This window comes from Desulfovibrio desulfopostgatei, from assembly GCF_053570645.1.
Genome location: NZ_JBRBQS010000002.1, coordinates 327,433 through 339,857 on the forward strand (window position 1 = coordinate 327,433; position 12,425 = coordinate 339,857).

Sequence of the window (12,425 nt, forward strand, 5' to 3'; positions counted from 1 at the left end):
AACAGGCCCTAAAAGAAGAAAAACCACTGGTCAACAACGGCCACCATGGGCATGGCAAACAGCAGGCTGTCGGCCCTGTCGAGGATGCCGCCGTGCCCTGGCAGCAGGTTGCCGGAATCCTTGATGTTCACCGAGCGTTTGAGGGCGGATTCAAAAAGGTCGCCCAACTGGGCGAAGGCATTGACCGCAATGCCCAGCAGAGCAAAGGAGAACCAGCCGGTTTTGCCGTAAATTTCGCCGTAAATGGCGCAAAAGATCACGCAGCCAACAAGGCTGCCCACCGCGCCCTCCGAGCTTTTCTTGGGGCTGACGCGGGGCCACAGCTTGTGGTGGCCGAATCGGGTCCCCACAAAGTAGGCGGTGGTGTCTGAAATAGCCACCGCTGCAATAACAAAGATGAGCTTGGTTGTGGAGAGGTAGGTCGCCGGAAGCAGCAGCAGTGGCACATAGGCCAGCCCCGCCATGAAGATGCCGCTGGAGGCAAAGGCATTGTCGTCTTCAACAACATCCCACCGAAAAAGAAAACTCATGGAGGCCAGCACAAAGCCAGCGCCAAGGCAGACCAGAGCATCTTGCGGCCTGTGCAGCCACGTGAGGCAGATCATGCACCAGCCAAGCACGATGGCGCAAATGCGGCTGGGCACACGGCTGGAACCCCAGAACAGGGAGTAGAATTCCCACAGGCCGAGGGCGCATACCAGCAAAATAACGAACAGCAAGGGCAGGCCCCTGAACCAGAGTGCCAGCAGCAAGACCGCGGCAAGTGCAAGGCCTGTGAAAATACGGCGGATATCGATGGATTGCGTTGAAGGATCAATGGGCATCAATTTGCTCCTGTGTTTTGCCGAAGCGGCGCGAACGGGCGGCATAGGCGTCAAGTGCCATGCGGAGCTGCGCAGCGTCGAAGTCCGGCCATGGCACGGGCGTGAAATACAGCTCGCTGTAGGCGCATTGGTAGAGCAGATAATTGCTCAGCCTTTGTTCGCCGCTAGTGCGGATAAGCAGGTCAGGGTCCGGTTGCCCGGCAGTGTAAAGATGGTCGGCAACGGCCTGTTCAGTCACGTCTTCAGGGCGCAGGCCCTCGCGCAGCATGGTCTGCACGGCGCGCACGATTTCGCCCCTGCCGCCATAGTTGAGGGCGAGGTTCAAGATCATGTCCTTACCGCCCTCGGTGCGTTTGATGGCATGGCGCAGAGCCGTGCGCTGGGCAAGGGGCATGGATTCAAGATCGCCCAGAACACGCATGGAAATACCCTGTTCGACCATGCGCGGCACCTCGCGGCTCAGAAATTCCATCAGCAGGCTGAAAAGGGCGCTGATTTCTGTCTTGGGGCGGTTCCAGTTCTCGCTGGAAAAGGTGTAGAGCGTGAGGTGGCGTATTCCCAGTGACCGGCATTCGGTCACTATGTTGCGCACGGTTTCCGCGCCAGCGCGGTGACCTGCTTCGCGGGGCAACCCGCGCGCCTGAGCCCAGCGGCCATTGCCGTCCATGATGATGGCGAGGTGTGTGGGCAGTTTGTCTGGATGATCCGTCATGCAAAAGCCTGTGGTGAAAAGTCCTGCGGGTCTGCGGCCTTGTCTGCGGCGGCAAAGCCGCGCCCCGCAAAGTGCTTGCGGGGCGCGCACAACCCGGGCGGAAAATCCGCCACGGGCTAGATTTCCATGATTTCCTTTTCTTTGGCCGCGCACTTTTTGTCGGCATCAGCCACAAACTTGTCCGTCAGCTTTTGCACGTCTTCAGAAGCCTTCTTCTGTTCGTCTTCGCTGATGGCCTTGTCTTTTTCCAGCTTTTTCAGGCTGTCGTTGGCGTCGCGGCGCACGTTGCGCACCGCCACCTTGGCGTCTTCGGTGTATTTGCGGGCCACCTTGACCAGATCCTTGCGGCGGTCTTCAGTCAACGGCGGAATCATGATGCGGATGACCTTGCCGTCATTGATGGGCGTAAGGCCCAGGTCAGACTTCAGAATGGCCTTTTCAATCACCGAAATGCCGCCCTTGTCCCATGGCTGGATGGTCACGGTGCGGCTGTCGGGCACGGCAACGGAGGCCATCTGGCTGATGGGCGTGGGGGTGCCGTAATAGTCGCCCTTGATGCCGTCCACCAGGGCGGTGGAGGCGCGGCCCGTGCGCAGCTTGGAAAAATCGCGTTCCTGCGCGGCAATGGCCTTTTCCATACGGTCTTCGGCGTCCAGAAGGATGCTGTCTATATCCATCAGTATTCTCCTTGGGGGGCTCAGTTCTGAACGATGGTGCCTACGGACTCGCCGGTGACGGCGCGGCAGATGTCGCCGCCAAACATGCGGCACACGATGATGGGCACGTTGTTGTCGCGCACAAGGGCAAAGGCCGTGGCGTCCATGACGCCCAGATGGCGCGCCAGTGTTTCGTCATAGGTGATGCTGTCGTACTTGACGGCATCGGAATATTTGTTGGGGTCTTTGTCGTAGATGCCGTCAACCTTGGTGGCCTTGATGATGGCGTCGCACTTCAGTTCCATGCCGCGCAGGGCGGCGGTGGTGTCTGTGGTGAAGTAGGGGTTGCCGGTGCCTGCGGCGCAGATGACCACGCGGCCCTTTTCCATGTGGCGCAGGGCGCGGCGGCGGATGAAGGGTTCACACACTTCCTGCATGGTGATGGCCGAAAGCACGCGCGTGGGGTAACCCAGCTTTTCCAGCATATCCTGCACGGCCAGCGCGTTGAGCACTGTGGCCAGCATGCCCATGTAGTCGGCGGACGAACGTTCCATGCCCTTGGCCGAGCCGGAAAGCCCGCGAAAAATATTGCCCCCGCCAATTACAAGGGCCATTTCGACGCCCATTTCGAGCACGGTGCCGATTTCACGGCAGATGGTGGCTACGGTTTCCGGGTCAATGCCGGTCTTGTTTTCTCCGGCCAGGGCCTCGCCGCTCAGCTTGAGCAGCACGCGCTTGTATTTCAGTGTGGGCATGAGTCCGCCTTGGTAAAGGCTGAGGTGTTGCGGGCTTTCGCCGGACGCAGGAAAAGGGCTGGACTTTTGGCCCTGCCCCAAAACGAAAGAATTGTAACAGAATTTGCGCGCAGCTCAAAGTGTTTTTGCGGCAGCAGTCCCGGCCAGTCCTGAGCCGTCCTGCGCAGATGCTACAGACGCAGCCTGAGAGCGTCGATTATGCCTGCTTGGGCCATTCCTCCACGGTGAAGGGCAGGCTTTGGGCCATCTGGCCCAGAGCCTCGCGCGCCTCTCGCTCCCTGTGGGGGGAATAAATAACCCGCAGCAGGGCGGTCTTGTTTTCAAGCACGGTAAAATAGGCAATGTGCTCATAAGCTTCGAGCAAAAAGCGGAACAGCCCCGTATGCTCCGGCGCAATGCGCACCAAAAGGCTGGCGCTGCGTGTTGGCGGCGGCAGTGCTGGAGCCGGTTTGCGCCTTTCGCGCAGGGAAGGCGGCCCGGAAGCGGACCCTCGTGCGCGCGGCATCAGTACAACCCGGTCCAGCGGGCCAGAATGACAAGGCCAATGCCGAAGGCGATGGTGAGAAAGTAGTTCTTTGACCACCACGCAATCAGCAGAGAGGGCAGGGCCACCATCAGGAACAGGTTGGAGGGGCCAGCGTTAAAATGACCTTCGTAAAAAAACACGTCCGGCCCCACCAGAGCCGCCATGACGGCGACGGGCACAAAGGACAGCCAGTGCCGCAGCAGCGGAGGCAGGCTGTCGCCCTTCAAAAAGGTGACAGGCAGGATCTTGGGCAGAACAGTAACCAGAACACTGCCAAGCAGGCAGAGCAGCAGGGCCGCATGGGTGCTGAACCATCCGCTTTCGTTCATGATTCGGCCTCCTCTGTGCGCGGTGTCGCCATGTTGCTGATATCGCGGCTGTCTGCATCCTTGCTTTGCCGGTAGGCAAGGTCAAGGGGTGCGCCCTCGTGCCGCGCCTTGCGCACCAAGAGCCATGTGCCAAGGCTTGCGCCAAGCACCGTGGCAACGGCAATGTTCCACTGGGTCATGCCCGCTGCCTTGAGGCTGATGGAAAGCGTGGTGGTAAAGAGCGCCACCAGCACATGCAGGCGGCTGACGCACTGCGGCACCAGCAGGGCCAGAAACATGGCGGTGAGGGCATAATCAAGGCCCAACGGCTTGACATCGCTCACAAGCTCGCCGCAGAACGCGCCGATGGCCGCACCGGACACCCAGCCCATCTGCGCGGTTTGGTTGCAGACAAAGAGCGTGGTGAGGCTGCGCTGCCAACCATTCTGAAAAGCCGTGACATGGACGGCAAAGGTTTCGTCCGTAAGGCCGAGGCCCAGCAGAAAGCGTTGCCCGCGCGGCAGGCCTGCCAGCCAGGGAGATTCTGCGGCGGATTGCAGCAGATAGCGCAGGTTTACAATAAACACTGCCGCCATGATGGAGAGCGCGCTTGCGCCAGCGCCCCACATGCCCGCGAACACGAACTGGCCGGAGCCGGAAAACATGAGCACGGACATGGCGACAGCCAGAGAGGGCGGGATGTTGTTCTTGACTGCAAGAACCCCAAAAGCGAAGCCTACGGGCAGGTAGCCCAGCACAATGGGCAGTGCGCGCCGCAGGCCCTCCGCCAGGGGGGAAGCGGAAGATATGCCGGACATGTCATAACCTCGATAAAAGTAAGACGATGAGGCTACTCCCTTTGCCCCTGGCTGGCAAGCCAGAGCCGGGGATTGGTTCCAGGTTCGGCGGCTGGCTGGAGTTCGGCGGGCTGCCCTTCTAGCATGAGCCAAGCAGATGCAATGGAGAAAGCAAGGTGTTTCGTTTGCTGCCTCCATCCATGAAGCGAAATTTGCCTGCCTTCGTGAAGGGCCGCAAGGGCAGACTCCACGAAGGCAGGCAAACTGTTATGACTCTGTGCTGCAAATATGGATCGTCAGCACCGCGTTTTTTGTAAGACCCTTACCACCAGAAAAGGGGATACCTCTTGCGGGCAGCGAGATTGTTGGCCGCATAGGCCAGGGCCAGCATGCAGATGGCCCCCGCTGCGCAGGGCAGGAGTACGTACCAGTAGCCGAGACTGTGGATGCCGGGCCCGCCGATGACGGCGATAAGAGCCGTTGCGCCGCCCGGAGGATGCAGGGTCTGCGTTGCGTGCATGAGGGCGATGGCTGTGGAAACAGCAAGGCCCGAGGCCAGCACCGGATTATCGCTGAACAGGAGCTGGCAGCTCACGCCCACAAGCGCGGAAAGCACGTGCCCGCCCACAAGATTGCGGGGCTGGGCCAGCGGGCTGTGGGGCGCGCCAAAGGCCAGCACGGCGGAAGCGCCGAACGAGCCGATGAGCAGGGGCAGATTCCACTCTTGCGAGCAGAGCTTTTCAAGCAGCGCAAGGCTGATTATGGACAGGCAACTGCCTGCCCACGCCCAGAATATTTCATTCCAGTCGGCCCTGGGCGGGGCCATTGTGCCTGCCCGCAGGCGGCGCAAAACACGCATCATTGGCATCCTCGTTACTAGATGTTGCGAGAATCGCGGGTTGTGAAGCCGTGCTTCCCTGGTTGAATGAACTGTTTGTGGCTGCGTTGGAGCATTTCAAAGCTAATCTGGTCTAGATACGGGCCATGGCAAGAAATGCCGCGTGCAGGGCAGCAAGCAGGGCTATGAGTGCTGGGCCTGCCCAGGCTTGCGTGCCGTGCATGCCGTAGCAGGTTATGGAGAGCGCCTTTTGCGGGCATACAGCTACGCAGTCGCGGCACAGATTGCAGTCCGCATTGGGGCCTGATGTCGTCATGGGGTCACCCATGGCGTCCTGACGGCATATCCGTACACAGGCCATGCAGCGGCGGCAGGAGCCTGTGCGGCGCACGCGCCAGGGGGCAATGCGCCCAATCCACTTTGCCAGCAGCCCCAAGGGGCAGAGGCCCCGGCAGTAGGCGGCGTATCCGGCCTTGCGGCTGACCAGCAGGGAAGCCGGTACAGCCAGCAGACCCAGCAAGAGGCCGCAGGCAAGAGCCGCCTCCAGCGGCGCGCCCGAAAGGCGCAAGAGCAGGGGAACGGCAAGAGTCAGACCCAGCATGGCGAGCCGCAGATATGGCAACCACCTGGGAGCGCGGCGGGGAACGGGCGGAGCAACATTACCGGAATCGGTGTTTGCAGAGCCGGAATTTTTTATCGCAGATAATCCGTGCGGGCCTCCGGCGCAGGACTTTGCGGCGCTGGCATCCCACACGCCAAAGTAGCAAAGATGGCTGCACCAGGCCGCGCCCGCAATCAGGGTGGAAAAAGTGAACAGGCCCAGCATGAACCAGCCTCCGCCACGATAGATGGGCGCGGCGGCGATCAGCCCCGGTACAGGCAGATGCAGTTGCCCGCTGAGCAGAAAACGGCTTTCCAGTGCCAGCCCGAGAACAAGCTGGGCGAAAAAGACCAGTGAAAAGAGCCGCCACAGGCGCATTCTGACCTGCGGAACCTTTTTGCCGCTCAGCCATCCGGCTGCGCAGGCCGCCCAAATACCCGCCAGCGCAAGTTGCAGTGATCCCCATTGCGGGAAGAACCGTTCAATGACCAGCAGTTGCGGCTTCATAAGCCAGACTGGCAGCAACAGGGCAAGGCAAAGGAACAGGGCGGCCAGTTGGGTGCGCGCGCTCGTGTCCCCCTTGTGGTAGCGGTGTCGTGCGGATTCGCGCAGCAGGGGCAGGGCGGCAAGCGCCGTCAACAGGGCAACGCTCAGCAGGATAACAGCCAGCCGGTGCCACGGTTCGCCCATGAACATGCGCATTTGCACAAACTGGGCCGCAGCCCATATCCAGCGGGCGGCCAGCAGGGGCAGCACCAGCAGGAGCAGCAGGCGCACCCACGCGGCGCGGCCCCAGGCAAGCAGGGCCAGAGCAAGGCAGGCGGCGGCGAGGCCGGGCTGACCGCTGCGCCAGAAGTGCGCTCCAGCAGGCAGCAGGGCCAGAAAAGAAGGCAAGGGGATAAGGCGGGAAGCTCCGCGCATGTCAGACTTCCTTTACATTCGGCATGTTATGGCGTTGTTACGCGCCGCCGTGCATGGGGTGAGGCGTTTACTTGGGCAGTTTGCGCTTGCCCACCAGATCCACAATGTCAATGCGTACCACGCCCGTGCGGGCAAGGGCCGCATCCGGCGTGGGCGTGGGGCAAAGGGCGGCGTAGCGCACTGCCAGGGCATCAAGGGCGAGGCCCTTTTCCGCCGGATCATCCACAATCACGGCGCGGCCGGTGCCGCACAGCGATTTGTAATAGGTCGTGGACTTTTCCCTATGGATGGTCACATCCGCACACAAGGTAAAGGCCACATTGGGGTTGCGGCGGATACAGTCCAGCTTGTGACCTTCAAGGGCGCAGTGGACGTAGATGCAGTTGCCCTGGCGCACAAAGTTGAGCGGAATGACATAGGGAAATTCCCCGTCGTGCATGGCAAGGCAGAGGTCTTCGGCGGTGGAAAAAACTTCTTCAAAAAATGCCGGATCAAGGCATTCGCGGTTTTGTTTGCGCATTTGCGGCTCCTGATACTGGCCTGCTGTCTGGTTACAGCGAGGTATTGCTGCCGATGGGTTCCGGCGTGGATAAGATGCCTGCGGCAAGACAAGGGGGTTGCGGGGCTGGGGCATTGGCAGTGTATTTTTGCAGGCTGCGTTGCCAGTGCAGGCGCGCCGCAGCAAGATCTGCCGCGTCCGGATGGCGCTCAGCCTCGCGCAGGCGGGCCAGACGCTCTGGACTCAGGGGATGGCCGCCCTTGCGCTGGGATGCGGCAACCACCTGCGGATTGACCCGGCCCTGGCACAAGAATCCATCAACTACCGTATTGCCGCCAGCCTGTAAAATTTTGTGCGTTGCCGCCATGCAGCGGCGGGCGTGGTCTGAATGGGGCCACGCGCCCAGCGTGCCGAAAAAAAATACGTGCTTGCCGCGTATACGCTCCATGTAGCGCAGGGCGCGGGCATCAGGCAGGCCTTTGCGCACCCAGAAGCCCAGAGCCAGTATATCAAAGTCATCCGGCTCAGGGGCGATGCGCACGGGAAAGCAGGGAAGACCCGAGGTGTCGGCCAGAGCCTCAGCCACTTTGCGGGTATTGCCCGTGCAGGAAGAATAAACAATGCAAGCGTTCATGCTGATCCTGAAAATCTGTTTTGAGAGTTTGCATTCTCATCGCGTTTGGAGCGCTCCTTGGCGAGCGCGCACTCATAAAGGCGGTGCTGCCTGAGTGGCGGCATCTTCACTGTATAACGGTCAAAGCTGCGCCTGCAGCCGACAGAGTGGTATCGATATGCAATGAATCTATGCTTCTGCCCTTTCGCGCAGGGCGTTGGCATCAAGCAGAATGATGCGGCGTCGGTCGCGGTCAATGAGTCCGGCTGATGTCAGGGCGCTAAGCTCCCGGCTCAAACTCTCCCGGCTTATCCCCATCTGTCGGGCCAGGGTTTCCTGGGTAACGCCCATGCTCAGGGTAGCGCTTTTTTCCATTTTCGCACGGTGCAGCAGCCACGCCGCTACCCGGCCCGAAACGGAAATGCGACCCTGCGACCCCGCAATCTTGTTGATGAACAGGCGTTGGCGCAGGCTCATGGCCGCCAGCATGGCTACCCCAAGGGCCGCGTCGTTGCGCAGGGCTTCAAGCAGGGCCTTGCGTTCGAGCCGCAAAACTACGCCGTTCTGCACTCCGATAGCCGTTGCGGGCAGGCCTTCTTCATAAAAAAGCACCCCTGCGTCCAGCATTCTGCCGCAACGCACGAGGTGCAGCACACATTCCTTGCCCTGAGCCGAGTGGCGGCACAGTTTGACCATGCCCGAGAGCAGCAGCATGGCATCGGTAGTGGCTTCGCCTTCGCGAAAAAGCGTCGCGCCCTGGCTGAATGGCTGCACACGGGCGTGCAGGGCCAGCTTTTGGCGTTCAGTATCCGACATGGCCGCAAAAGGGCCGGTTTGCAAGGCAGCATGGATGGTTTGCAGGTCGCTGTTTTCCATCTTGTCTCCCCTCAGACCTCAGCATGCGTGCGGACGGTCTGGTATTGCAGTTTCGCTTACGTCTGTACGGAACGCCTCAGTGCCATGGCTGACAGCAAGGCCTGTTGTCAGCACCACTGGCAATACACCAGAAATGCCCGGGATGTTCTGTGACCGAGATCACAAAAACTTGCAATTCAGAGCCGCATTTCAGGCTAAATCAAAGCAACGTGCTGTATGTTAAGGTGATTTTATAACAGGGTGCAAATGAAATGAATTAACTGTTCTGCAAGGATGTTCCCGAAAATCCTTGCCACGAAATGCGAGCAGGCAGGTTTTTGGTTGGTGTAAGCGAGCATTTCAAGCGCTAATGATTATAGAGGCTGCATGCGGGAAACGTGCGGCCTTTGCATAAAGCGCAAAGCCTCGGCGCAGAAGCCGGAATATTCCGACTGCCGCGCCGAGGCCTGAATGTGCAGAGTGGGCAGAAGCGCTTACTTCTTGCCGCCCTTCTTGGTGGCCTTTTTGTTGCTCTTGGCAGGCTTGGAGGCCGCAGCCGTGGGTGCTGCAGGGGCAGCCACGGGCTTGGTTTCAACAGGTTTTGCCGCCGTTGCGGGCTCCGTTGCCGGGGCTTCTGCCGCAGGCTCCGCCTTGACTTCAGGCGCGGGGGCTTCTTCCACTACCGGAGCGGCTTTGGCTTCGGCAGGGGCTTCTGCGGGAGTTTCCACAGGCGCTTCGACCTTGGGTTCCTCGGCTTTGGGCGCTACGGGAGCCTCTGCAACTGGGGCCGGAGCCGCCGCTTCCGCCACTGGGGCGGCAGGGGCTTCAGCCTTGGCTTCTTCAGCTTTGGTTTCCTCAGCCTTAGGCTCTTCAGAGGCGCGGCCAGCAGCGGTCACGGATGCACGGGGGCCGGGTTCTGCCACTGGAGCGGCGGGTTTTTCCGGCGCGCCTTCCATGGCGGGCTTCTTTTCCGGCGCAGGGGCTTCCACCACAGAACCGTCTGCCAGCACCAGCGAGAGGGCGTGGGCCGGGCAGGCTTCCATGCAGGCGGTGATGCGCTTGCCGTTTTCCATGCGCCATGCGCGGCACATGTCGCAGCGCACGGCCACTTCGCGGCGGGCGCGCTGGGCCAGGGTTTCACCATCGTCGCCGTCCACGGAGGGCATGCCGATGGTGTCAAGGGTGATGGTGCCGTAGGGGCATGCAGCGATGCACATCTTACAGGCAACACAGTATTGTACGCGCATGATGATGCGGCCATCGGCATCCTGCTGCAATGCGCCGGTGGGGCACACGTTGGCGCAGGGCGCGTGGTCGCACTGGTGGCAACGCACGGTGGTCTTGAAGCCTTCGGCCTTGACCACCTGTACGCGCGAAACCAGTTCGTCGCGGTGTTTCATGGCCTCTTTAAAGCTCATGCCGTGGTGGGCGGCAATGCAGGCCACTTCACAGCGGCGGCAGGCGCGGCATTTGTCGGGTACGACCTGGATATGTTCAGTCATGGTCCGTTTCCTCGGATGCAACGTGCAGGGCCATAAGCGTCATCCCATGACCCCCGTTGAAGTGGATGTTTTCGCCGCCGCAACTTGGGCAGACGAAATGCCGTTGCGTCAGGCTGAATTCATGTCCGCACTGATTGCAGGTACAGGCCAGGGGCGCGCATGCAAGCGTAAGCTTTGCGCCCTCGGCAAGGGTTCCTTCCGCCAGCAGTTCAAAGCAGGCGGTGAGCGTTTGCGCTTCCACGCAGGCAAGCAGGCCCAGTTCGCACTGAAATTCCGCAATACGGCTGACCGGAGATTCCGGATGCGCCTTATTGTGGTCTTCCACGGCCTTGATGGCCATGTTCAGCAGTCCCTGAACCAGCGTTGCCTCATGCATGGATCAAACTCTCCAAACCTTTACGCCTAGCGTTCGGTGCAGGAAACGCAGGGGTCGATGCTGTTGGTTATCAGCGCCACATCGGCCACCTTGCAGTCACGCATCATGACGCCCAGGGCCTTCCAGTTCATGTATGAAGGCACACGCCATTTGAGGCGCGAGGGCATATCCGTGCCGTTGGTGCGGATGTAGTAGAACACTTCGCCGCGCGGAGCTTCGGTGCGGGCGCAGGCCTCTGCCGTGCGGATCTGACGCATGGGCGCCGTGACCTCGCCTTCGGGCATCCTTTCGATGCACTGGCGGATGAGGCTGAACGATTCAAATATCTCGTGCAGCCGCACCATGGTGCGTGAGTTCACGCAGCAGCCGTGCTCAAGAACCGGGTTGAAGTTCAGCTTGCCGTAGGCGGCGTAGGGCGAATCCTTGCGCACGTCGATGGCAACGCCGGAACCGCGGGCCACAGGGCCAACCACGCCAAGATGCACTGCGTCTTCCTTGGGCAGCAGGCCAAGGCCCTTGGTGCGGCCAAGAACCATGCCGTTGGTGGCGTAGATCTCGCGGATTTCATCCACCTGCGGTTCAACCTTGGCAAGGGTCTTGAGCATGTAGTCCAAAAGCTCGGGCGTGACGTTGTACTTAACGCCGCCGATGCAGTTGGCCGCCAGGTTCATGCGGTTGCCGTAAACGGTTTCCTTGAGGTCCTGCATCATTTCACGCACTTCCATCACGTGCATGAACAGCGACTTGAAGCCGATGATATGCGCCTGAATGGCCGTGTTGAACAGGTGCGAGGCAATGCGCTTGATTTCTTCGGCCACCACGCGCAGGTAGCAGGCGCGCTCGGGAATGGTGATGCCGAGCACGTTTTCCACCACCATGCTGTAAGTGAAGGAGTGGCTGTTGGAACAGAGCGAGCACACGCGTTCGGTGAGGGTGACGTTCTTGACGAGGTTGCGCTGGGTAGCCATGGCTTCCATGCCGCGGTGCACGTGACCGGAGGTCAGTTCCACGTGGCGAACCGTTTCACCCTCCACCGTGAGGTGGAAATATACCGGCTCCTCAAGGGCCACGTGTACGGGGCCCAGAGGCATGGTGAAGGTGTTACTCATGGTTGCGCTCCTTGTCATTGAGAATGCGTTCCCAGAGGTCGGTGGTGCAGGCCCCGTTCATCATGATGGACAGGGGCACGGCCTCGTTGAGAATGCCTGCGTCAAGCTCTTCATCCAGAAACAGGCGCGTGGGATTGGGGTGGCCTGTAACCTGAATGCCGTAGAGTTCCATCATTTCCCGTTCGTGCCAGTCGGCATTGGCGAACAGGGGGGTGATGGAGGGCACGGTGGGCCACTCGCCGTTAAGGGTCACGGTCATGTTGTAAACCACGCCGTCCAGCTCAAAGTGGTAGCAAACTTCCTGCATGGGTTCGCTGAGCTGGCGGCGGTTGTAAGCAGTGGTCATGCACAGGCGCGCCTTGGCTTCGCTCATGATGGCGGCGGCATCCTGCAACATGCGGGGCGTACCCAGCCTGAACCAGTGAAAAGCGTTGCCGAAGCTGTCCGTGCTGTGATGTACGGCGTCGTCTTCGGTACACAGGGCTGAAAGCCCCTCGATGACTTTGGCGTTGCCGTTAATTGTCTCTTGCATA

At 60.6% G+C, this 12,425-nt stretch carries 16 protein-coding genes; all 16 read right to left on the bottom strand.

Annotation, left to right across the window (positions count from 1 at the left end; genetic code table 11):
• Window positions 1–8 precede the first annotated feature (8 nt).
• Window positions 9–824, bottom strand: coding sequence for a phosphatidate cytidylyltransferase (locus ACUZ9Q_RS01425; RefSeq protein WP_192112229.1), 816 nt, complete (start codon window positions 822–824; stop codon window positions 9–11).
• Complete coding sequence (locus ACUZ9Q_RS01430; RefSeq protein WP_192112230.1) at window positions 814–1,536, bottom strand: isoprenyl transferase; 723 nt, start codon at window positions 1,534–1,536, stop codon at window positions 814–816. Before ACUZ9Q_RS01430 ends, ACUZ9Q_RS01425 begins: the two co-directional genes overlap by 11 nt.
• 116 nt (window positions 1,537–1,652) lie before the next feature.
• A complete protein-coding gene (gene frr / locus ACUZ9Q_RS01435) occupies window positions 1,653–2,213 on the bottom strand; it encodes a ribosome recycling factor (protein WP_192112231.1) in 561 nt (186 codons plus the stop codon).
• 20 nt (window positions 2,214–2,233) lie between these two features.
• Complete coding sequence (gene pyrH / locus ACUZ9Q_RS01440) at window positions 2,234–2,947, bottom strand: UMP kinase (protein WP_022657672.1); 714 nt, start codon at window positions 2,945–2,947, stop codon at window positions 2,234–2,236.
• Window positions 2,948–3,143: 196 nt separating this feature from the next.
• Window positions 3,144–3,452, bottom strand: a complete 309-nt coding sequence (locus ACUZ9Q_RS01445; RefSeq protein WP_192112232.1) for a DUF4911 domain-containing protein — start codon at window positions 3,450–3,452, stop codon at window positions 3,144–3,146.
• Window positions 3,452–3,802: an AzlD domain-containing protein gene (locus tag ACUZ9Q_RS01450; RefSeq protein WP_192112233.1), complete on the bottom strand. Its 351-nt coding sequence runs from the start codon at window positions 3,800–3,802 to the stop codon at window positions 3,452–3,454. Before ACUZ9Q_RS01450 ends, ACUZ9Q_RS01445 begins: the two co-directional genes overlap by 1 nt.
• Window positions 3,799–4,599, bottom strand: a complete 801-nt coding sequence (locus ACUZ9Q_RS01455) for an AzlC family ABC transporter permease (protein WP_192112234.1) — start codon at window positions 4,597–4,599, stop codon at window positions 3,799–3,801. Before ACUZ9Q_RS01455 ends, ACUZ9Q_RS01450 begins: the two co-directional genes overlap by 4 nt.
• A 301-nt stretch (window positions 4,600–4,900) precedes the next feature.
• Window positions 4,901–5,440 (bottom strand): HPP family protein, encoded by a 540-nt coding sequence (locus tag ACUZ9Q_RS01460; RefSeq protein ID WP_022657675.1) that lies wholly within the window; start codon window positions 5,438–5,440, stop codon window positions 4,901–4,903.
• 109 nt (window positions 5,441–5,549) lie between these two features.
• Window positions 5,550–6,938, bottom strand: coding sequence for a 4Fe-4S binding protein (locus ACUZ9Q_RS01465; RefSeq protein ID WP_449247195.1), 1,389 nt, complete (start codon window positions 6,936–6,938; stop codon window positions 5,550–5,552).
• 67 nt (window positions 6,939–7,005) lie between these two features.
• Window positions 7,006–7,458 carry a pyridoxamine 5'-phosphate oxidase family protein gene (locus ACUZ9Q_RS01470; protein WP_449247196.1) on the bottom strand — a complete coding sequence of 151 codons (453 nt, stop codon included), beginning with the start codon at window positions 7,456–7,458 and terminating at the stop codon, window positions 7,006–7,008.
• Window positions 7,459–7,489: 31 nt separating this feature from the next.
• Window positions 7,490–8,071, bottom strand: coding sequence for a flavodoxin family protein (locus ACUZ9Q_RS01475; protein WP_192112237.1), 582 nt, complete (start codon window positions 8,069–8,071; stop codon window positions 7,490–7,492).
• Window positions 8,072–8,239: 168 nt separating this feature from the next.
• Window positions 8,240–8,926: a Crp/Fnr family transcriptional regulator gene (locus ACUZ9Q_RS01480; protein WP_192112238.1), complete on the bottom strand. Its 687-nt coding sequence runs from the start codon at window positions 8,924–8,926 to the stop codon at window positions 8,240–8,242.
• A gap of 473 nt (window positions 8,927–9,399) precedes the next feature.
• Entirely contained in the window at window positions 9,400–10,407 is a 1,008-nt protein-coding gene (locus ACUZ9Q_RS01485; protein WP_323390388.1) for a 4Fe-4S dicluster domain-containing protein, read from the bottom strand.
• Window positions 10,400–10,783, bottom strand: a complete 384-nt coding sequence (locus tag ACUZ9Q_RS01490; protein WP_022657681.1) for a hydrogenase maturation nickel metallochaperone HypA/HybF — start codon at window positions 10,781–10,783, stop codon at window positions 10,400–10,402. Before ACUZ9Q_RS01490 ends, ACUZ9Q_RS01485 begins: the two co-directional genes overlap by 8 nt.
• A 26-nt stretch (window positions 10,784–10,809) precedes the next feature.
• Window positions 10,810–11,892, bottom strand: coding sequence for a hydrogenase large subunit (locus ACUZ9Q_RS01495; protein ID WP_192112239.1), 1,083 nt, complete (start codon window positions 11,890–11,892; stop codon window positions 10,810–10,812).
• Window positions 11,885–12,424, bottom strand: a complete 540-nt coding sequence (locus tag ACUZ9Q_RS01500; RefSeq protein WP_022657683.1) for an NADH-quinone oxidoreductase subunit C — start codon at window positions 12,422–12,424, stop codon at window positions 11,885–11,887. The genes ACUZ9Q_RS01495 and ACUZ9Q_RS01500 overlap by 8 nt, the downstream gene beginning before the upstream one ends.
• Between the last annotated feature and the right edge of the window lies 1 nt (window position 12,425).

Bases quoted from the DNA above. Each gene is read 5' to 3' on its own strand.
- ACUZ9Q_RS01465 (WP_449247195.1), bottom strand. From the start codon at position 6,938: ATGCGCGGAGCTTCCCGCCTTATCCCCTTGCCTTCTTTTCTGGCCCTG.
- ACUZ9Q_RS01430 (WP_192112230.1), bottom strand. From the start codon at position 1,536: ATGACGGATCATCCAGACAAACTGCCCACACACCTCGCCATCATCATG.
- pyrH (WP_022657672.1), bottom strand. From the start codon at position 2,947: ATGCCCACACTGAAATACAAGCGCGTGCTGCTCAAGCTGAGCGGCGAG.
- ACUZ9Q_RS01480 (WP_192112238.1), bottom strand. From the start codon at position 8,926: ATGGAAAACAGCGACCTGCAAACCATCCATGCTGCCTTGCAAACCGGC.
- ACUZ9Q_RS01425 (WP_192112229.1), bottom strand. From the start codon at position 824: ATGCCCATTGATCCTTCAACGCAATCCATCGATATCCGCCGTATTTTC.
- ACUZ9Q_RS01485 (WP_323390388.1), bottom strand. From the start codon at position 10,407: ATGACTGAACATATCCAGGTCGTACCCGACAAATGCCGCGCCTGCCGC.
- frr (WP_192112231.1), bottom strand. From the start codon at position 2,213: ATGGATATAGACAGCATCCTTCTGGACGCCGAAGACCGTATGGAAAAG.
- ACUZ9Q_RS01495 (WP_192112239.1), bottom strand. From the start codon at position 11,892: ATGAGTAACACCTTCACCATGCCTCTGGGCCCCGTACACGTGGCCCTT.
- ACUZ9Q_RS01450 (WP_192112233.1), bottom strand. From the start codon at position 3,802: ATGAACGAAAGCGGATGGTTCAGCACCCATGCGGCCCTGCTGCTCTGC.
- ACUZ9Q_RS01445 (WP_192112232.1), bottom strand. From the start codon at position 3,452: ATGCCGCGCGCACGAGGGTCCGCTTCCGGGCCGCCTTCCCTGCGCGAA.
- ACUZ9Q_RS01490 (WP_022657681.1), bottom strand. From the start codon at position 10,783: ATGCATGAGGCAACGCTGGTTCAGGGACTGCTGAACATGGCCATCAAG.
- ACUZ9Q_RS01470 (WP_449247196.1), bottom strand. From the start codon at position 7,458: ATGCGCAAACAAAACCGCGAATGCCTTGATCCGGCATTTTTTGAAGAA.
- ACUZ9Q_RS01500 (WP_022657683.1), bottom strand. From the start codon at position 12,424: ATGCAAGAGACAATTAACGGCAACGCCAAAGTCATCGAGGGGCTTTCA.
- ACUZ9Q_RS01475 (WP_192112237.1), bottom strand. From the start codon at position 8,071: ATGAACGCTTGCATTGTTTATTCTTCCTGCACGGGCAATACCCGCAAA.
- ACUZ9Q_RS01460 (WP_022657675.1), bottom strand. From the start codon at position 5,440: ATGATGCGTGTTTTGCGCCGCCTGCGGGCAGGCACAATGGCCCCGCCC.
- ACUZ9Q_RS01455 (WP_192112234.1), bottom strand. From the start codon at position 4,599: ATGTCCGGCATATCTTCCGCTTCCCCCCTGGCGGAGGGCCTGCGGCGC.